This window comes from Sphingobacterium sp. MAE (assembly GCF_056711605.1).
The window spans coordinates 4879601-4898698 of record NZ_CM160044.1 but is presented as its reverse complement, the minus strand read 5'-3'; the positions used below and the strand labels follow the sequence as shown (position 1 = coordinate 4898698).

The window sequence follows — 19098 nt, the reverse complement described above, 5'->3', positions numbered from 1 at the left end:
CTCATGAAGATATGGATAACAATGGCAATGGCTGTAGGATTGATGCCAGCCTTTGCACAACAAGAGATACCAGATAGTTTAAGATCGCAACAGGTCACTGCTGCTGCCCAGGGAGAGATATTAATGGATACCATACCGACAACGGATGGTTTTTACCAAGCGAATAACTTGGAAGATGCCGTTCCTTTTGCGTATCCGGAAGTGAATATGAAGAATATCCGCTTCTATAAACGGGTATGGCGCGATATTGATCTAAAAGATGAAAAAAATGCGCTTTTGGCGACACCGGGGAATTCATTGATGGAGATTATTATGAAATCGATCGAAACAGGCAAATTGTCCCTGTACAGTCCTGATGACGATTCTTTTAAATCGAGAATGAATGCCAATGAGGGCATGGCTCGTTTTACCGATAGTGTACTGGTGCCCATATTTGACGATGAAGGAAACCAGATCGACTCCAAGATGACCTTAAATGAATTTGATCCGACCCGCGTCACGAAATTCCGGATCAAAGAGGATATCTTCTTTGATAAACAACGTAGCCGTTTAGAAAGCCGGATCATTGGCGTAGCGCCCTTAATGAATATCACGACTTCTGCGGAATTGGCTGAATCGGTGGGTTCAACTCCTGCATTTTGGTTGTATTTCCCACAATTGCGCTATAGCTTGGTCAAAGTGGATATTACAGATCCGGATAAAGGTTTGTATGATATGACGATGGATGATCTGTTTGTTCAAAAAAAGTACGCCAGTACCATCATCCGTGAATCCTCTGCGGGTGCCCTTAAATTGGGTGATGAAGCACAGCAGGCACAAGATGCACAGCAGATCGAACAAAAGATCGACGCGTACAAAAAGCAATTGTGGACGAGCCCTAAAGGTGTAAAAGAAGAAAATTTGGAAGAGTTTATCCCAAATGCACAGAAACAGAAAAAAGCAAAGAAAAAATAAGCGCAACTTAATTTTGCTATTATAAAAAAAGCATTCTCAATTTGCTGAGGATGCTTTTTTTGTTTACTGAGCCAATTACTATATAGTTTTTCGAAGTGAATATCAACGACTTTTAAATTATGTCGAATTTTCGTTTTTCAATCTTATAATCTTAATCTTCATCCACTCCAAATAGTTTGGAATAGAGCTGTACAAATGGATAAAAAAATACTTCTTGTGGCGCGTATTTAAAATAACGCTTCATGTTAGACCAAATCCGATGTGCTCCTGCTGGTCGAGCAGATAATGGTGAAAATGAGCCATCTTTATAGCGATCATCATGATATCCGAAATTACCAGAATAAAAAATTTCATCCATCATCCAGTCAGCCTGCCAGTTATCAGGATAGGGAAAGGGAAGGGATTGTGAGGGCAAACCTAGATACTTGACCAAAATAATATGTAGTAAATGTGTCCAACCTAAAATTCCGGTATGCTTGTAGATCTCTTTCAACGCTCCAGAATCAATTTGTGAAGAGACCGTGTAATAAAGACGAGCAGAGTCGCAGAGTTGTCGTAACCCTATTCCGAAGGAGAGTAAATGTTTAAAGATGTGTACATTAACTTGTAGTAACTGTAATTCTGGAGCCAAGGTTTTAATGGTCGTGCCATTTATTAAAAGATCTTGTTGCTGCTTGTGATATATTTTCTCGAGCTTCCTTAGATAGCGATATTGAAGTGGATTGCGAATATGAAAGAGGCGTTTATGATGCTCAATCGTAATGCTCTTCCAATCATAAAATAGACTGAATCCAGCAGTATCCTGAAATGGTATATTTTTTTCTTTTAATAATTCTCGCGCTTGTGCATAACCTTTATTTTCAAAATACCAATCGATATCACCGGACATACGATGTTCGGGAATATCGTAACAGCAAGCAACACCTTGTCCTTTTTGTAAGATAGGCTGAAGGCCCATTTTGGTGAAAGCGGTATATTGAGCTGCAATTACTTCATTCATTTTCTTATTATGACGTTCGATCTGATCGACTCTAACTGTCCATTTTATAAGTAGTGCTTGTGGAGGAAGTTGATCATCTTTAAGATATTTGAAGCTATCATAAATTAGTCCTTCAACGGTATGGTTTTTAGCATAGCATTGAATCTGTGACCAATCACTTTCATTTAATGGTGTTTCAATTATAAGAGATTCTTTCCCCCATAATCCAATCCGCAATAATTGAAAAAAGATATCTTTAAGTTTATTGTCCATTTACTTTTAAGTAACGTTCATTTCAAAAATAATGATTTTATATGATTTTTGTTATAATTTAATTATGTTCATATGATAACCAATTAGGCAGGACCCTCTTTACCGATAGTCTCCCGGTTCCATTTTTGACGATGAGGGTAACCAGATCGATTCCAAGATGACCTTAAATGAATTTGATCCGACCCGCGTCACGAAATTCCGGATCAAAGAGGATATCTTCTTTGATAAGCAACGTAGCCGTTTGGAAAGTCGTATTATTGGCGTAGCGCCCTTAATGAATATCACGACTTCTGCGGAATTGGCAGAATCTGTGGGTTCAACTCCTGCATTTTGGTTATATTTTCCGCAGTTGCGCTATAGCTTGGTTAAAGTGGATATTACCGATCCCGATAAAGGTCTCTACGATATGACCATGGATGGTCTGTTTGTACAAAAGAAGTACGCCAGTACCATCATCCGTGAATCATCTGCGGGTGCCCTGAAATTGGGTGATGAAGCACAGCAGGCACAAGATGCACAGCAGATCGAACAAAAGATCGACGCATACAAAAAGCAATTGTGGACGAGCCCTAAAGGTGTAAAAGAAGAAAACTTGGAAGAGTTTATTCCGAATGCACAGAAACAGAAAAAAGCAAAGAAATAATAAGCTCAATTTAATTTTGCTATTATAAAAAAAAGCATGCCCACCTACTTTGAGCATGCTTTTGTTGTTTCATGAGTTTTCCCTTTAAGATTTCATGGTATTTGATTTTCCCTTCTTTTTTTCGGTAACAAGCCAATATCTGGACGCTCACTGTTTCTAAGCGTTAATAACTCAAACATAAATTCCTTAGGGAATCAATTTCACAATCAATCGTGCAAGGACTTATTGTACTTTTTTATCTTCAAGAATTGTTATCAATTTTTTATTTAGATAGAGTTTTTCTTTACCAACTTTGACAGATTGAAGGATATCTGCTTTTTCTAATGCTATTAAATAGTTTTTTTATACGAGTAAAAATAGCAAAAATTTACTCTCGTTTATCAAATACAGGTAATATTACCCTTGTTTATATATTGTTAATAATTTCTTTAACTACCAATAGCCTTATCCTTCACTGTCATTTCCATCAATTGGTTTCCGTGATAAGCCAATAACTGGACGATCATCGTTTTTAGATATTAAAAGGTATTGAGGTGAGTAAGTTAGACTCTAATGTCCACCAGACAATTCATGTTGTGATTAAAAATAAATTCTAACCATTATGAACTACTCCTGTTTATCACCAACATTAAATCCTATCTTTTTTCTTTCTTTTGGGATGGGTTCCTCTATCTTGTCTTGGAGACGGTCAATGTATTCGAATACAAGCTCCATATTTTTATCTTGACCATCTTGTTTTCTAGAAATTTTTTCGACAGCATTTTTTATTTCAGCGATTTCGAGACGGAGGTCTGTGTTATCCGTTAATAACTGACGCATGCGTGTAAATACACGCATTATCTGTATGTTTATCTTGATAGCAATGTCGCTTTTCAATACGGAAGATAGCATTGCGACTCCCTGTTCAGTAAACATCATTGGCAAATATCGACTACCACCTCTTTTATCAGCTTTTGAGGTCACAATTTGTGACCTCAAAAATTCAAACTCATTTTCTAATAGCTCAAACATGAAATCATCAGGGAAACGGCTTATATTTCTTCGTACTGCTTGTTTTAAGACCTTAGTTTCAATGCCATATAATTCTGCGAGATCACTATCCAGCATTACTTTATGCCCTCGGAATACATATATTTTATTCAGGACCACCTCTTCGGGTAGTATTGATAGCGTTTCTTGTTTCGCCATAATTGGTTAAATGTATTGGTGTTCAATGTCTAAGATAGTCAAAAAGTAATGATATAACTTAACCTTTAGACTCATCTCCCGTATGTGGTTGAGCTAATCCTAGTATAGGCCGTTCACCATCACCGTAAAATTGTCGTTGCGACAATCCATGATGCCTATTGAAAGTAAATCAACTTATTATGAACTATTCGAAGAGATAGTTGAATTTTAATACTTTTTGGTACACCTTTTTAGAAATAGTAGCGGTGTAGTTGGTCTTTTTATTTAATTTTTAATTCCATCAAAGCCGATGGAATTAAAAAATCATGGGAAGTCGTGTGTCTACGCTAATTAGATACTTTAACGAATATTTTTCTGATTACGCCATTTTGCTCAATAGCCTTTACACTCAATAATAAATTTGGAGCCTCTTGAAATACTCGACAATGTATTCTTTTTATATATCCAAGCTTCGTACCGTTGAATGTTACAATTACAGCTTCTTTATCATGTTCATTATCTTTTTCCAACGCATATTGGAGTAAGTCTCCGTTCTTTACAAAGTTTCGAGGAATCTGAGCATAAGAAAGACCTGAAATATCGGTTAAGAAATGAAGGTCTGTAGTAGTATGGTATTCTGCCAGAAATTCAAAGTTGTCAGTTGCCGTTAAACCTTGAGTTTTGCCAAGCAAATAAAATTTGTCATCTGCCTTATCAGGATTAACTTCCCAAAAGTCTAAAAAATTTTTAACATCAGGACGATCCGTTTTTATTAATCTATGGGAGAAAATAGAAAGTACATTTACATCATATATCTTGTCCAAGTTTTGAAACTCGAAATAGGGTATAAATCCCTCTTTATTTCTTAATGCTTTAGCTTCAGGTAAATATTTAAAGGTAACGTTATTATCGTTGTCTTTTTCCAAAAGTCCAACAATATGCCTACGGGATCCCGACCCCTTACGCCATGCAAGATATATTTTTGAAAACTCACTCATTGATAATAGATATTATGTTTTTGTACCGCAAAGTTAGCAATTTTAATATCAACTCCTTCCTCATAGAAGATAATTTATAAAAGGAGTGCTCTTCAGGAAGCACATGATCTATATTAAGTATAATTTCCTCAATCTTTTGAAAATCCCAATTTTTTAAAAAAGCCGTTGCTTGCTCGAAGTCGGACTTCAGCTCCAGCTTTTTAAAGTGACGTAGTAAATCAAAATGTGGCACCTTACGCTTATCTTCCCAATGCAATTCGGAGGTTCCTCTTCGGACATAAGCATCCATCATCTGTTTATCCTTCAATATCTTTTCAATTCTATCTTCAGTAAGTTCTCGACCTAATGAACTCCCACTATCGTAAATTGGCGCCATATTTTTTATGGTTAATTTTCTAAGTTCAAACTCTTTACTGACTAATTCTCGACTATAGACAAATCCTTTTTCTTTCTCTTTTTGAGCTCTTTCGAGCATATTACCTATGTCAACGTCTTCTTCGGAGATAAATGAATCTGATATAAAAGCCCAATTTTCTTGATGTCGGTCGGAATTCCCAATTAGAGCATCAAACATCAAAGTCTGTAGGAAGTTGTGTATATGTTTTGACAGATTGAAATGATGCAGTGTATTTTTTAGAAGCTGATAAGAATATTCATTTCTCGTTTCATTTTGCTCCGGTATAAATTTAGGATTGAATGTGACCATATAACGTCCAACTTCTACAAGTTGTTCATTATCTCTGTTAATCATGGATCTGCTTATACAGCCGATCTCACCTTTGCTTTTAGCCACGTCATATCTTAATACTTCTAAATTGAGTAATTTACCTATTTGATATGCAATTATTTCAGACCAAAATTCGTCTTTATAATACTTTTCTGGATTATTTCCTTTACCAGGCTTTCGCTCAGATCGTTTAAAATACCAAAGATCATCATTCTCATCCTGTAGAATATGTTTTTCTCGCGTACCTCCACTATTAAGCCAATAAGTTTCCTGCCAGCCAGTTGTATCTATAAATTTAACATCCATCTATGTTTTTAATATTACTTGTTACGTATTGGTTTGATTTTTAAATAGATAACCTAAATGATAGTATTATTTATAATGATCATCCTTATCCCTCAGCTGATTTCGATAATAAGCCAATAACTGGACGTTCGCCATCTCCGTAAAAGTATTCGAATAGTTGGCTAGGTAGAAGATTGAAAGCGGTGGCTAATCCATAAACTTCGTCAGCATATAGCTCATTTAGTTTATTAAGTTTTAGCAAACGACTAAACCTAGTTTTATCTATGTCAGCAGCGTTATAAAAATCCGACTGTGAATGTAAAAATGGATGGACAAGTGCTTTTAGTAAATTCTCTGATTCAATTACAAGATTCAATTTATTAGCTTTTGATGACGCAAATACTTTTTTACACAATATATTTAAGTCAAAATTATATTCGACAGAAAAATCATAAAAACGTTTCCCCATTAGAAATACTTTATCTGACAACAACTTTTCAATATTGTCTATTTCTTTTGTGATTTCTCTTTCAGCATGCTTTTTTTTACTGATGAAATCTATAAGTTCATTCTTGAATATAAGAATATACTGTTTTTTATATTCAGGAATTTCTCTTGATTTTAAAATCTGAGAATTTTGTTGCATATTTATTTTATTATTCTTATATTTGTTAAACAATCAGTTAGCTGATTGAAGTCTCGTTAACGAAACCAGCAAATTTTATTAACGCGAGACCTTTAGGAGCATATTGTCCCAATTTTGTATATTCGTACATTATTTGGGAGTAGCTCCTACTGGAAATCGTGTTAGGCCCTTGCTGGTGCCAGTTAGCGATGGAAGGTAGGAGCTATTCCCTTTTTATATAAGCCCTTTTTCTTCCGCGCGAGACTTATTTTCATTGACCAATGTTTTATTAATCAAATCATGATGAAAAGAAAAGAGTCCACAAATCCGATTTTACATCTGCCGATCCAGGATCGGGCAGGGCAAAGCGCTATCAATGCACTGATAAAAAACAAGCTCCGCCAGCCGGAATAACTTGTATACCACTAAAACCAAAAGGACCCCATCTACCGATGAAAGGCGATCAATAGGAATGGCGAAGAGCCACCTTGATAGCTAAACCCCTTGTTGGTTTTACCGATTCATCTATGCAGTCTATCATGCTATAGCAATCAATTTTTGTTCTTTTATTCTTGACACACTAAAAGTAATGAATTATTTACTGCAAAGCAACACTATAGCTGCTCGATGTATAGAAATTCTGTATAGAATGAATCGGTTTTTTAATCTAGTATAACACAAAATGCAATCGCGTACACGAATGATAACCCTTGATGATGACCATTTAATTGCATTTTTTCACCTTATTTTTTAACTGTTGAGCTGTTGTAGCAGATCGTTGGATTGCTAGCGTCCATCCCGCTTAACTAGACTTAACGTAATCTTTAAAAATATGCTAAAAAATAGCAAAGGGGAAAGGTATGCCCTGTCCCCAAAGGAAGAAATATGCTTGGATGTAAGTCAAAAACGGGATCTAATGACTAAAAAGAAGCCTATGATAACAGACTTACAAGAACACATGCAGGCACATGCTCCTGTGGAATGGAAGGACAGCCTCCTCGATCCACTGGGCATCGCGGGCCATACCTATGCGGAAAAAAAGGAACACTATGATTCCCTGCTGATCCGTACAACTGGCCAGGGGGACCCCTGGACTGCTGTGGTGCGGCATGAACGCGCAGATATGCTTCGGATATCGCTGGTCAATATGACCCTCTGCCAATGTTACCTATTTGCGCTGGATCTACCGATGGACTTTCCGCTCGATCATATCCTGGTACTGGGCGGACCGCGACATGCCTATATCCCTGATGCCACAGATGCCCCAGCGGATCTGTACAGCTATGAGCTGACGGTGCCCGCAAATACCGAACGGGAAGAATATAGGCAGCGGATATTGAATGAGCTGAATGCCCACTTTGAACTCGAAGTGCGCACGGAAATGCTTCATATCGTAAAGGGAAGCCGTCCGATAAGCCATCTGGAGCATGAGGAGGTTGAGATCCTATGGGATGAGCAACTGACCGTGATCATGAAAACAAAAAAAGGAGCGCGAGTAGGGAAGACCTATCCTATACTGGCGCAAAGCAATTAAATAGTCAAGTTTCAGTGTTTATAAATCCCCTTTCTACCGAGGGCTAAAAAAGACCTTAGGATCAGGTCTACCCTCGGCATGAAAAGGGTATAGGCACATTATGTCTAAAAATATGATAAAATTATTAAATATATATAGCACCAGTTTTTGGAAATTGATCCAGAAGCAGCCTGGGGGAAAGGATTTTCTGTTTGCTGGAAAGATGTTGCTCGTGATCCTGATGATGGGAGGTGCCATGGAAAGCGGGGCGCAAGTTGATGGGATCAGACCACTGAAAATTGGTGATACCATTCCTGAAGCATTATGGAATATGCCCTTGTCAGCTACGAATATTCGATCTGGAGAAAAAAGTATCAAATTAGGTGATTTCAGAAATAAAAAATTGATTATTCTCGATTTTTGGGCGACATGGTGCAGCCCCTGTATAAAAGGTATGCCCATATTAAATGATATTGTAAAATCTAATAGCAACATCACCGCGATCTCGGTGGGAACTGAAGATCGGCAGAAAATCGAAAAATTTTTAGAAAATCAACCCTTGACATATCAGACTGGATTTGAACTCCCCGTGCTCGTTGAGGATAAGCACTTAAAGCTATTTTTCCCTCATGCACGTATACCACACTATGTGTGGATAGATGCAGATGGAAAGGTAATGGCATTTACTTCTTCTGATGCGCTATCGGCAGAAAATATCACCAAGGCGCTGGAAATGGGACATGTAAAAACTGAAATGAAAATCGATTACGATAAAACAGGTCCCTTATATGTAGTGGATAATAGATTGCCACAATGGGGGGACTTGCAGTATTTTTCGCTGCTCAGTAAAGGTTATAAAGAGGGTATGGGATCGAGTAATCGCCGCCGCGTAGTAGATGGCAAATTGGTCGGCAATTTATTTACCAATGCAAGTATCTATAAAATGTATAGCTACCTGATTGATCAGATCGACCCGGACAATTTTAAAAATGAGTTTCAATTTGACGTCCGAGACATGGAACAACTGATGGTAACCCCTCATTCGGGAAGGGACATCGAATGGAAAAAAAAATATTTTTATTCTTTTGATTATTGGAATTTGAATTCAGCACCTTCAAATCAATACCTCGATATGATCCAGGCACTCAATTTGGCCTCTCCGTATGAGCTCATCATTTCCAAGAAAAAAAGATCTTTTTATGTACTGCAAGATAGAAATAAAAAGACGAATAAATCTGCAGATGCACATCTGGATCAATCAGACTTTGCATTTGACGTTAAATCAACACCCCGACACCTGACCGTATATCTCAATAATAACGCACATCTTGATCTCCATGTTATTAACCGCGCCACTACAACAGTACTGCATCGGTATGCTTTAAAAAATGCTGTAGGGATAACTCAAATCAACAAAAGACTCAAAAATTACGATTTACAGTTGGTGAAGAAAGATATGTTGGTCAACAGCTATTTGTTTAAAGAAAAAGGAGGTCATCTATGAAAGCGAGCTATATCTTAAGTGGTGTAATGCTACTGTTTTCAATGCAGTTATATGCCCAAAAATCGATCAGGATTATGGTTCGGGATGACCATGGGCTTCCGATAAAGGATGTAAATATGATGCAAGTAGGGAGTTCTGATGTATTGGGTGTCTCTAATGAAGAAGGAGAGGCTGTTTTGACTTTCAAAAGACAGGATTCTGTGGTTTTCTCTAAAATGGGCTATGCACGATTAGCAATGCATTTCTCGTCTTTCACATCATCATCCTTGCAGGTCACCATGTTTCGCACTTTAAAGCAGTTGGAAGAAGTTACGGTCAGTACGGGATATCAGGTGATTCCCAAGGAACGTGCTACAGGATCCTTTACGCTGGTTGATCAAAAAACATTGAATGAACAAGTTGGAATGAATGTCGTAGACCGATTGCCTTATGTAGTGGGGAGCATGACGAATGATCAAAGGAGCAATAGCCCCTCCATCTCTATTCGTGGACTGAGTACCATACAGGGAGAAAAACAACCCTTGATTATCTTAGACAACTTTCCTTATGAGGGTGATCTCCAGGCGCTAGATCCTGCAAGCGTGGCAACGATTACTATTTTGAAGGACGCTGCAGCAGCAAGCATATGGGGGGCTAAAGCAGGTAATGGCGTTATTGTGATCACAACGAAGAAAAGTCAGTTCAATAGACCTGTGCAAATAACAGCCTCCGCTCGGTATAATATAACTGATCGCCCTGACCTGTCGAAAGTACATCAGATCTCTGCGATAGAAAATCTTGATCTTGAAAAATTATTATTTGAAAAAGATCATTATGCGAGCAACTTTCGGGATATGCCCACTGCTGTGACACCATTTGTGGAATTGCTTAGAAAAGAACAGCTCGCTGATATAGACCGCGAAACGTTGGAAGAATATTATAAATTTTACCGTAATAAGGATGTTCGGGATGCCTATAAAAGTCATTTTTATAGTGCAGGAACGCTGCAGCAATATCAAATAACTTTGGCTATGGGCACGCAGAAACTTGCTTCGAGAGGTGCAATCGGATATGATCGCAGTTTTTCGAATACAGGTGCTGCGATGAAAAGACTGAATATTGACTTCAGTAATAAATGGCAGCTCACTAACGCCATCGCATTGGAAACAGGTGTGCGGTATACTGATTTGTCGACGGCAAATGGAAGACCTGCATTTGGTAGTATAACGGCAGGCGGAAAGGCTTTGCCTAGTTATTTTTCGTTTACCGATAGGGATGGAAGTCCTCTGGCTATTTCAAAAAGTTATGATCAGTCTTTTCTTAACGGTCTTTATTCGGGTAAACTTTTAGATTGGACTTATATACCGCTCACAGATTATACGCATGTGACCAATACGTTAGCACAAAAGCAATTGCTCCTGGATGCTAAAATAAATATAGGAATCTGGAAAGGACTGCAAACGTCTATTGAATATCGATACACAAAACAACCTCAAGAAAATGTTGTGCTGAATTCGGTTTCCTCTTTTTACACCCGCAATTTGATAAATCTATATAGTGAAATAAATGGGAATACCGTCAAGCAGCACATTCCTAATGGTGCTATTCTGAATACAGAGGATCAGGATTTTACAGGTCATAATGGACGTATGCAGTTCAATTATAATCTGACAGCTGGCAAACATCAGGTACATGCGCTGCTCGGTGCAGATATGACCAACAATGAGCGCTACGGGAACAAATATATGCGCTACGGATATCAACCAGAACTACTTAAATATAAGGAAGTGAATTTCCTGTCTCCAGTAAAAAATAGTATCACGGGAGCAATGGAATTTATTCCCAATGAAGCTGGACTGAGAGGAGTGCAAAATCGTTATTTATCTTTTTTCTTTAATGGAGCTTATACCTTTAATAACCGCCTGAGTGTAACAATGAGCGCTAGAAAAGATGGTTCTAATCTCTTTGGTGTAAAGACAAACGATAAATTTAACCCTTTGGGATCAGTAGGAACAAGTTATGTACTGCGTAAAAGAGATCATAGCGATCACATGTGGCTGAATTACCTCAAGTTAAGAACGACTTATGGGATCAGTGGAAATGTTGATCAAACGCGCAGTGCGGTGCCCATAATAAGCTATTTGTCCGTCAATAACTATACACAAAATATCTATGCAAGGATCGAAAGTTTTGCAAACCCAAATTTACGATGGGAAAAGATAAAAATGTGGAATGTTGGTGTGGATCTATCTGCTTTTAGCGATCGCCTAAGTTTATCTGTAGAATATTATAGAAAGGATGCATATGATTTATTCGGTTTTGCTGAAGTCGATTATACGACTGGTGTAGGCACTTCGATGGTTAAAAATGTTGCGGCTATGACAGGAAATGGAATGGATATCGAGTTAAAGACAGTCAATGTGGATAAAACGGTCAAATGGATCAGTTTTCTGAATCTTTCTTATTATCGGGATAAGATAACACATTATTATCAAGGATCTACCTATGGTTACAACTACGTAGGTAGTGAGTCTCCCAATATATCAGGACTGGTCGGAAAACCGATATATGGCGTGTATGCGTATCAGTGGCGCGGACTGGACGAACAAGGAAATCCAGTTGGTGTACTTGGAAATCAAAATTCGATAGATTACAATCAAATCACGAATACGGGTACAAAGATCGATGATCTGGATTATCACGGCCCTGCATTACCGACTTTTTTTGGAAATTTTAGAAATCAGATTTCCTATAAAGGGTTTGAATTATCGGCACTTATGCATTTTAATCTGGGTTTTTATTATAAAAAAAATGCATTGTCTTACAATAGCTTGGTCAATAATGGACAAGGGCATGAAGAATATAGTCAGCGGTGGCAACAGGCGGGTGATGAATCTTGGGCTACAGTACCTTCTTTTCAGTATCCGTTAAATGCCGCAAGAGATGCCTTTTATCGTGCTTCTTCCATAAATGTCATCAAAGGGGATATCATTCGACTGCAATACATCAATCTTTCGTATCAACTTCCATCAGGATTGATAAAAGGTATTAATAATATCAATGTGGGTATTAATGCGCAGAACTTGGGTGTATTGTGGCGTGCAAATAAATATAAAATCGACACTGCTTTATTGGATGGAGCTCTTGCTAGTCCTAAAAATTATAGTGTTTCTTTAAATATGACGTTTTAAACTATGAAGATATGAAATATAAAATAAAATTAATAATCATAATTGTATTGCAAATACTAACCATAGGCTGTGATCAGTTTTTGGATGTCAAGCCAAATAAAAATCTTGTTGTACCAGCTACATTGGATGATTGTCAAGCTTTAATGGATAATAAGGTTTTGATCGAAAAGGGTTTGGGTTCGGGAGAGGTCTGGAGTGATGATTACTTTCTGACAGATGCTAATTATCTCAGTCTCGCTGAGAACTTTAGGACGATGTATCGTTGGGATCGTAGCTTTATCTATGAAGGAGCATTTAATGACTGGAAAACTACTTATGACCAAATCTACTTGTGCAATTTAGTACTGGAAACCTTAGGCAAAATAGATGCTAAGGAAAATGAAAAAATGTTTTATAACGATGTCTTAGGACAGGCTCTATTTCATAGAGCGCACTATTATTTCCAGGCCGTTATCCTCTGGGGAGCGGCTTATCATCCCAATAATGCAAAATCAGAACTTGGAATCTCATTGAGATCCAACTTGGATGGTGATGAAAAAACTGTTCGCGCTTCTGTAGAAGAGTGTTATACGTATATTTTAAATGATTTAATCCGTGCTCTGGATGTACTGCCCGAAACATCAATATCACCTGTAAGACCGACGCGATATGCGGTAGCGTCATTGTTAGGTAGGGTATACTTGTCCATGGGTGCTTTTGATAAGGCACGTCAATATATCGAAATCGCACTCGATCATAACGCATCGCTTATGAATTTCAATTCGATGAATAGTAATCTCGCAAATTCATTTAAACAATTCAACGTTGAGGTTATTTTTGAATCGAGAGGTGTGTATCCAGCCATGTTGACAGCAAAGAGAGCCAATGTTGCAAGGGAATTAATCGATCTTTATGATCAGAAGGATTTACGGTTGAAGTTATACTATGCCTATATAAGCGCAGGGCAGTATACTTTTAAAGGAAGCTATGAAGGCAATGCTACTTTTTTTAATGGTATATCGACCAATGAGAACTACTTAAACATGGCTGAATGTTTGGCTCGAGCCGGGACTCTAGATTTAGCTATTGATCACATCATCAATTTATGGAAAAACCGCATGTCAGATTTTAATATCGATCAAGCAAGATCGGACTTGAAAGCAATGAATCAACATAAATTAATAGCGATGATTTTACTGGAACGCCGAAAAGAGTTACCATTTAGGGGATTAAGATGGATGGACCTCAAACGGCTCGCTGCATTGGGAGAAATATCGACCATGACTAGATCAGTAGATGGTCAGGTATACGAGCTCAAAACAGATTCTCGTCATATGCTTTTACCGATACCAGAAAATATAGTAGCACTGACAGGCATCAAACAAAATTAGTTTGAATGTATCAAAATAAACCAGCCCATAGTTAATTTACTATAGGCTGGTTTGTTTGGTAGAAACTTTTCAGTATAATGTTTTACTCACTTCTGGTCTCGATAGCGGCCGCAGTCACATCCGAAGGATCTTGAAACGTATTGAGGTACGATTGTAAATCTGGTGTGGATGGATTGCTCGTATCAAATTCAATAGTGCAGGGTACTTCAGGGATACCGTCGCAATCTGGAAGTGTGTTCATACTTGAAACAAGCTCGTATGCACTTGCATTTTTAGCATTTGATAAAGGCTCATTATTCTTCAAATGCCATTGCTGCGTTGTTACGGTCTTGTCAACCTTCGCTACTTCCTTCTCACCATCGTTTTTCGTAAAGGCATTTGCTCCTAATACCATTCCTGCTGCCAGGGCACACACACTTGTTGCGCCGATGGCTCTTTTTAATAATGTTCTCATATTGCTATTTTTTTAATAGACAGCTGCAAGCTCAACTGTTGTTTTGATCATGTCTCGGCAATGTGCTCTTTTTTGTCCTATTATTCCGCAGGGGAATCTGTATATCTGGTATGTCGCAATTCCGAGAGATGCTATCCCTTTCTGGGTCCTATTCTTCTTTTTATAGAACTTCTGAAAGGCAGTTGAATACCGCATCTGTTTATATATCAAATGTCAAGCATTTTATTGTGGTCTGCTGGATGCACAACTGCTACATATTTTGCGCGGTTTTCCATATTGATGGATGCATATATGACGCTTTTTACGGAATTCGCCGGTTTGCGCGCTGGATCGTACTACGAGAGATGGATAAAAGCATCGCCATTTCGCGTTGCGAAAGGATGGCTCTGAGCATCGGCATATCACGGTAAAACCGGAGATAACGCTCTGATGGATTTTGGATGAGGGATAGCCGCCGTAGCTGAACGAGCTGTTTTTTCTTTTTACTGTGGAGTACATCGACCAAAACCGCCACTTTAGCGTCTTTTTTCTTGTATTTATGTACCGTCTCATATGGTAATGCGAGGATATGGCTTGGCCGTATACCAACGATATGTCCCTGACTGGGACGGTCTGAATATAAATGCTCCGTAGTCGTCAGAGCCATGCCGGGGAGAGCGACGGAAAAGATTTTATCTGTTTCAGACGCGTCATTTTCATAAATGCGGGCAATCAATCCACCACACACGATGTAAACATTTTTTTCTCGGCTTCCTTCTTGATATAAAACTCCCCGAGTCGAAACTTGGTGATAGGTGCTATGGTCTAAAAGCCAATTGAAATGGGATCTTTTTATTTTGGCATATTGACTCCAATACGTGAGCAGCTGCTCTACAGCCTGCTGATGTAAGACGGTATGTTTTTTCATTGATTTTGTTGTTAGATGGTTAGAGAGTTAGATGGTTAGAGAGTTATTGGGTTAGATGGTTAGAGAGTTAGATGGTTAGACCACTCCGTCACTCGTCACTTGTCACTTGTCACTCCGTCACTCCGTCACTTGTCACTCCGTCACTCCGTCACTTCGTCACTCGTCACTCCATCACTCGCTTATTAAAAGAAAAATTAGTCTATAATAATAATTGCCGGTTGAATTGATGAAAATATTTCTGAATAGGTGTTTTTATAGGGTGAATGCAGGGGTTTTAAAAGGTTAACTGTTTTCTGTAAATTTTTAAATGTCAAAAAGTTTGAACATGATATTCCTTTATGGGATTAGTTGACTATTTTGTTGCAGTAACACTTGTAAAACGTGTTTTTGTAATAAAAGATAATTTTGTCTTTTATTATTTAGTTCTTATCTTTGTTTCCATGAAAATGGACATTCAGAATTTGGAAGATATAAAAGTATTGGAGCTTTTACCTGATGAATTTGTTCTTGATGAAATTTATCGTTTTGAAGAAATGTCGGACCCGGGCCGTGGACTTATTTTGTTTGCTATTTCGTCTCCGATGTACCATATAAAGGAATCTGTAATTCATAGTTTTGGCGCTGATTTTGGTTATTGTTCTTCCAAATGGGTACAATATTTATATCAATCCAAGACAATAATCTAATATGGGTTTTTTTTCAAAAACATGTGAGTATGCTTTGAGAGCCGTATTTTATATCGCCAGTAAATCTCAGGATGGACAACGTGTAGGTATAAAAGAAATTGCCGAGAATATTAATTCACCAGAGCATTTTTTGGGGAAAATATTGCAAAAATTAAGTCGGCAGGATATCATATTATCAGCTAAAGGACCTAATGGGGGCTTTTACATGGATACAAAAGGGCTAAATCGACCCATAGCCGATATCATTAGTGCTTTAGAAGGTGATGATATATTTACGGGCTGTGGTATGGGCTTAAGTTACTGCTCAGAAAGCAACCCTTGTCCGCTACACCATGAATTTAAAAAAATTCGTAACCAAATGACGCACATGTTGCATATGACCTCTATTGGGGCATTTAATACCGAATTACTCCATGGAACATTAACACTGAATAAATAATTTTTTTAATCAAATAAAAGACATTTTTATCTTTTATTAATACTTTTTATAACATGACAAACGAGCAAAAACAATTGGTAAAAGCTACTGTACCTGTATTGAGAGAGCATGGTGTATTATTGACCACACACTTTTACAACCGAATGTTTCAGCACAATCCCGAATTAAAAAACATGTTTAATATGGGTAATCAACAAAATAGTAAGCAACAAACTGCTTTAGCAATGGCTGTGTTAGCTTATGCAGAAAATATTGAAGATCCTTCGGTATTGCTACCTGTAGTAGGCAATATTGGTCATAAACACACGAGTCTTGATATCCGACCAGAACATTATACGATTGTAGGTAATCATTTAATAGCATCTATTCAAGAAGTTCTCGGCGAAGCTGCTAGCCCAGAATTGGTAGATGCTTGGACAATTGCTTACCATCAACTGGCCTTATTAATGAGCGGCCATGAACAAGGTCTGTATAAAAAGCATACCGAGCAAAAAGGTGGTTGGACAGGTTGGAGACCTTTCGTTGTAAAACAAAAAGTAGTAGAATCAGCAGAGATCACTTCATTTTATCTTTACCCTGCTGATAACGGTTCTGTAGAAAATCATCTTCCAGGACAATATATTAGTTTGCGTTTATTTCTTCCTGAATTACAATTATTACAACCACGCCAATACAGTATTTCAAGTGCTCCTAATGGCGAATATTATCGTATATCTGTAAAAAGAGAAGCGGGTAGCCCATATCCCGATGGTATGATTAGTAACCGTCTTCATGACTATATTAACCCAGGCGATATGGTAGACCTTTCAGCACCTGCTGGTACATTTGTGTTAAATGTAGCAAGCGATTCACCAAAAGTTTTTATCAGTGGTGGCGTGGGACAGACGCCTTTGTTATCTATGTTTGAGGATTTAACTTCAAATAAAAACATCAATGTGCCAATAACTTGGGTACATGGTTGTAGAAATGAAGAAGTACATGCTTTTAAAGATAAGATTAATGAAATAACTGCTGTAATTTCCAATATCAATCAGCATATCTTTTATGAACAAGTGAAAGAGGAACAAAATGACAAATACGAAGGTTGGGTTGATCTTGAAGTGCTAAAAGATAGCATACTTGAAAGTGAGACAGAATATTATATTTGTGGACCTGCTCCCTTCATTAAAAAACATTATAATTTTCTAATAGAAAATGGTGTGCAAAAATCGGTCATCTATTTTGAGGAATTTGGACCAGCATCATTGCAGTTGAATTAAGATGATCAGTAGCCGACAGCAAACGACTACTGTCGACTACAAACGTTTAATAACCGGCTAATATTTTTAGTTTTTATCATATTTGGTTATCTAATTAATGATTTAAATAAACCATATTATTATGAAAAAAACAAAAAGTAACTTAGGTAAGTATGTTGGTTTTAGTGGAGACTGGAGTTTTAAATTTTATTTTGGCAGGGAAGAAAATAAGCCGATTTTAATTGGGTTTTTAAATGGGCTCTTTGAGGGAGAGAAAGTTATTCAAGATCTTCATTATCGGCCTGTGGAGCAGGATGGCGATCTTGAAAATGAACGGAAGGTTATTTTCGATCTGTATTGTACCGGCATTGATGGTGAGCATTTCATTATTGAGATGCAGCAGCTTTATCAAGATTTTTTTAAGGACCGAACCGTTTTTTATACATCCAGGCTGATCAATAAACTTATTCCCAAGGGCTATAAGGGAAATACATATGAACTTCCCGAAGTCTATTTTATCGGTATTTTAGAGTTTGAATTAGGAGAAACAGAACCCGGAAAGTATTTTTACGATGTTGCCCTCTGCGATAAGCAGAGTAATCGTGTTTTTTATGAAAAGCTTGGTTATAAGCTATTGGTATTACCAAATTTTAATAAGGATGAGACTGATATCAAGACGGATATGGATATGTGGCTATATCTATTGAAAAACATGAGTAAACTTGATAAAATACCGGATTTTTTGGATAAGCGGGTATTTGGTCTTATCTTTGACATAGGCGAAGTCGCAAAATTAACACCGGAGGATAAGATGGCATACGAAGCAAGTTTAAAACATAAGCGTGATGCAGAGAATACCTATGCTACTGCTCAGCGTCTTGGTCATGATCGAGGTTTAAAAGAAGGTTTAAAAGAGGGTATAAAAAAGGGTTTAAAAGAAGGTCTTGCCCAAGGCGAGCAAAAAAAAGCCATGGAGACAGCTTTGAAATTTAAAATGATGGGTTTACCACTAGAACAAATTGCTCAGGGTACCGGGCTTACCATCGACGAGATCGAAAAACTAAAATAAATCAAATAGATCATATAGATAAACCTATAAAGCCATTCTGGCCAGAATAGCTTTATAGGTTTTATACCATCCTTACCGTATCCGTTAATGAAACTAA

18 protein-coding genes are annotated in these 19098 nt (G+C 37.6%); 10 read left to right on the top strand and 8 right to left on the bottom strand.

The genetic code is table 11. From position 1 onward, the window contains the following. The first annotated feature begins 3 nt into the window (after window positions 1–3). Complete coding sequence (gene porN / locus AC06G9_RS20805; RefSeq protein WP_480957095.1) at window positions 4–954, top strand: type IX secretion system ring subunit PorN/GldN; 951 nt, start codon at window positions 4–6, stop codon at window positions 952–954. Between the two features lie 151 nt (window positions 955–1105). Here the strand turns inward: porN and AC06G9_RS20800 are convergent, their stop codons facing one another. After that, complete coding sequence (locus AC06G9_RS20800) at window positions 1106–2206, bottom strand: nucleotidyltransferase domain-containing protein (protein ID WP_480957094.1); 1101 nt, start codon at window positions 2204–2206, stop codon at window positions 1106–1108. A 121-nt stretch (window positions 2207–2327) separates the two neighbouring features. Here AC06G9_RS20800 and AC06G9_RS20795 point away from each other — a divergent pair, with 121 nt between their 5' ends. Then, complete coding sequence (locus tag AC06G9_RS20795; protein WP_480958199.1) at window positions 2328–2849, top strand: hypothetical protein; 522 nt, start codon at window positions 2328–2330, stop codon at window positions 2847–2849. A gap of 222 nt (window positions 2850–3071) precedes the next feature. On the opposite strand, the gene AC06G9_RS20790 is transcribed toward AC06G9_RS20795, so the two are convergent. The 5 genes from AC06G9_RS20790 to AC06G9_RS20770 all read right to left on the bottom strand — a co-directional run bounded on the left by AC06G9_RS20790 (window position 3072) and on the right by AC06G9_RS20770 (window position 6672). Beyond that, on the bottom strand, window positions 3072–3179 hold the full coding sequence (locus AC06G9_RS20790) for a hypothetical protein (protein ID WP_414713152.1): 108 nt from the start codon (window positions 3177–3179) through the stop codon (window positions 3072–3074). Between the two features lie 276 nt (window positions 3180–3455). After that, window positions 3456–4037 (bottom strand): ORF6N domain-containing protein, encoded by a 582-nt coding sequence (locus tag AC06G9_RS20785; RefSeq protein ID WP_434438983.1) that lies wholly within the window; start codon window positions 4035–4037, stop codon window positions 3456–3458. 326 nt (window positions 4038–4363) lie between these two features. Continuing rightward, entirely contained in the window at window positions 4364–5014 is a 651-nt protein-coding gene (locus AC06G9_RS20780) for an HIRAN domain-containing protein (RefSeq protein ID WP_434438981.1), read from the bottom strand. Then, entirely contained in the window at window positions 5007–6047 is a 1041-nt protein-coding gene (locus AC06G9_RS20775; protein WP_480957093.1) for a HipA domain-containing protein, read from the bottom strand. The genes AC06G9_RS20780 and AC06G9_RS20775 overlap by 8 nt, the downstream gene beginning before the upstream one ends. 85 nt (window positions 6048–6132) lie before the next feature. Further along, window positions 6133–6672, bottom strand: coding sequence for a hypothetical protein (locus AC06G9_RS20770; protein ID WP_480957092.1), 540 nt, complete (start codon window positions 6670–6672; stop codon window positions 6133–6135). 895 nt (window positions 6673–7567) lie between these two features. On the opposite strand from AC06G9_RS20770, the gene AC06G9_RS20765 reads away from it, so the two are divergent. The 4 genes from AC06G9_RS20765 to AC06G9_RS20750 all read left to right on the top strand — a co-directional run bounded on the left by AC06G9_RS20765 (window position 7568) and on the right by AC06G9_RS20750 (window position 14208). Then, on the top strand, window positions 7568–8185 hold the full coding sequence (locus AC06G9_RS20765; protein WP_480957091.1) for a hypothetical protein: 618 nt from the start codon (window positions 7568–7570) through the stop codon (window positions 8183–8185). Between the two features lie 112 nt (window positions 8186–8297). After that, entirely contained in the window at window positions 8298–9668 is a 1371-nt protein-coding gene (locus tag AC06G9_RS20760; RefSeq protein ID WP_480957090.1) for a TlpA family protein disulfide reductase, read from the top strand. Continuing rightward, window positions 9665–12838 (top strand): SusC/RagA family TonB-linked outer membrane protein, encoded by a 3174-nt coding sequence (locus AC06G9_RS20755; RefSeq protein WP_480957089.1) that lies wholly within the window; start codon window positions 9665–9667, stop codon window positions 12836–12838. The genes AC06G9_RS20760 and AC06G9_RS20755 overlap by 4 nt, the downstream gene beginning before the upstream one ends. An 11-nt stretch (window positions 12839–12849) precedes the next feature. Further along, window positions 12850–14208: a RagB/SusD family nutrient uptake outer membrane protein gene (locus AC06G9_RS20750; RefSeq protein ID WP_480957088.1), complete on the top strand. Its 1359-nt coding sequence runs from the start codon at window positions 12850–12852 to the stop codon at window positions 14206–14208. Window positions 14209–14290: 82 nt separating this feature from the next. On the opposite strand, the gene AC06G9_RS20745 is transcribed toward AC06G9_RS20750, so the two are convergent. Together AC06G9_RS20745 and AC06G9_RS20740 are read right to left on the bottom strand one after the other, a co-directional pair. After that, on the bottom strand, window positions 14291–14662 hold the full coding sequence (locus AC06G9_RS20745) for a hypothetical protein (protein ID WP_346568664.1): 372 nt from the start codon (window positions 14660–14662) through the stop codon (window positions 14291–14293). Between the two features lie 301 nt (window positions 14663–14963). Next, the gene (locus AC06G9_RS20740) at window positions 14964–15569 is read right to left on the bottom strand and encodes a Crp/Fnr family transcriptional regulator (RefSeq protein WP_248755297.1); all 606 of its coding nucleotides are present in this window, start codon (window positions 15567–15569) and stop codon (window positions 14964–14966) included. Between the two features lie 446 nt (window positions 15570–16015). On the opposite strand from AC06G9_RS20740, the gene AC06G9_RS20735 reads away from it, so the two are divergent. The 4 genes from AC06G9_RS20735 (at window position 16016) to AC06G9_RS20720 (ending at window position 19001) form a co-directional block, all read left to right on the top strand. Next, window positions 16016–16255, top strand: coding sequence for a hypothetical protein (locus tag AC06G9_RS20735; RefSeq protein ID WP_480957087.1), 240 nt, complete (start codon window positions 16016–16018; stop codon window positions 16253–16255). Window position 16256: 1 nt separating this feature from the next. Then, window positions 16257–16694 carry an RrF2 family transcriptional regulator gene (locus AC06G9_RS20730; RefSeq protein WP_248755299.1) on the top strand — a complete coding sequence of 146 codons (438 nt, stop codon included), beginning with the start codon at window positions 16257–16259 and terminating at the stop codon, window positions 16692–16694. A gap of 53 nt (window positions 16695–16747) precedes the next feature. After that, window positions 16748–17953, top strand: a complete 1206-nt coding sequence (gene hmpA / locus AC06G9_RS20725) for an NO-inducible flavohemoprotein (protein WP_480957086.1) — start codon at window positions 16748–16750, stop codon at window positions 17951–17953. Window positions 17954–18074: 121 nt separating this feature from the next. Further along, window positions 18075–19001: an Rpn family recombination-promoting nuclease/putative transposase gene (locus AC06G9_RS20720; RefSeq protein WP_480957085.1), complete on the top strand. Its 927-nt coding sequence runs from the start codon at window positions 18075–18077 to the stop codon at window positions 18999–19001. The last annotated feature ends 97 nt before the right edge of the window (window positions 19002–19098 follow it).

What these genes read in the sequence shown, in the direction of transcription:
- AC06G9_RS20740 (WP_248755297.1), bottom strand. Translation starts at nt 15,569, where the DNA reads ATGAAAAAACATACCGTCTTACATCAGCAGGCTGTAGAGCAGCTGCTC.
- AC06G9_RS20760 (WP_480957090.1), top strand. Translation starts at nt 8,298, where the DNA reads ATGATAAAATTATTAAATATATATAGCACCAGTTTTTGGAAATTGATC.
- AC06G9_RS20755 (WP_480957089.1), top strand. Translation starts at nt 9,665, where the DNA reads ATGAAAGCGAGCTATATCTTAAGTGGTGTAATGCTACTGTTTTCAATG.
- AC06G9_RS20730 (WP_248755299.1), top strand. Translation starts at nt 16,257, where the DNA reads ATGGGTTTTTTTTCAAAAACATGTGAGTATGCTTTGAGAGCCGTATTT.
- hmpA (WP_480957086.1), top strand. Translation starts at nt 16,748, where the DNA reads ATGACAAACGAGCAAAAACAATTGGTAAAAGCTACTGTACCTGTATTG.
- porN (WP_480957095.1), top strand. Translation starts at nt 4, where the DNA reads ATGAAGATATGGATAACAATGGCAATGGCTGTAGGATTGATGCCAGCC.
- AC06G9_RS20735 (WP_480957087.1), top strand. Translation starts at nt 16,016, where the DNA reads ATGGACATTCAGAATTTGGAAGATATAAAAGTATTGGAGCTTTTACCT.
- AC06G9_RS20750 (WP_480957088.1), top strand. Translation starts at nt 12,850, where the DNA reads ATGAAATATAAAATAAAATTAATAATCATAATTGTATTGCAAATACTA.
- AC06G9_RS20745 (WP_346568664.1), bottom strand. Translation starts at nt 14,662, where the DNA reads ATGAGAACATTATTAAAAAGAGCCATCGGCGCAACAAGTGTGTGTGCC.
- AC06G9_RS20720 (WP_480957085.1), top strand. Translation starts at nt 18,075, where the DNA reads ATGAAAAAAACAAAAAGTAACTTAGGTAAGTATGTTGGTTTTAGTGGA.
- AC06G9_RS20770 (WP_480957092.1), bottom strand. Translation starts at nt 6,672, where the DNA reads ATGCAACAAAATTCTCAGATTTTAAAATCAAGAGAAATTCCTGAATAT.
- AC06G9_RS20775 (WP_480957093.1), bottom strand. Translation starts at nt 6,047, where the DNA reads ATGGATGTTAAATTTATAGATACAACTGGCTGGCAGGAAACTTATTGG.
- AC06G9_RS20780 (WP_434438981.1), bottom strand. Translation starts at nt 5,014, where the DNA reads ATGAGTGAGTTTTCAAAAATATATCTTGCATGGCGTAAGGGGTCGGGA.
- AC06G9_RS20785 (WP_434438983.1), bottom strand. Translation starts at nt 4,037, where the DNA reads ATGGCGAAACAAGAAACGCTATCAATACTACCCGAAGAGGTGGTCCTG.
- AC06G9_RS20765 (WP_480957091.1), top strand. Translation starts at nt 7,568, where the DNA reads ATGACTAAAAAGAAGCCTATGATAACAGACTTACAAGAACACATGCAG.
- AC06G9_RS20800 (WP_480957094.1), bottom strand. Translation starts at nt 2,206, where the DNA reads ATGGACAATAAACTTAAAGATATCTTTTTTCAATTATTGCGGATTGGA.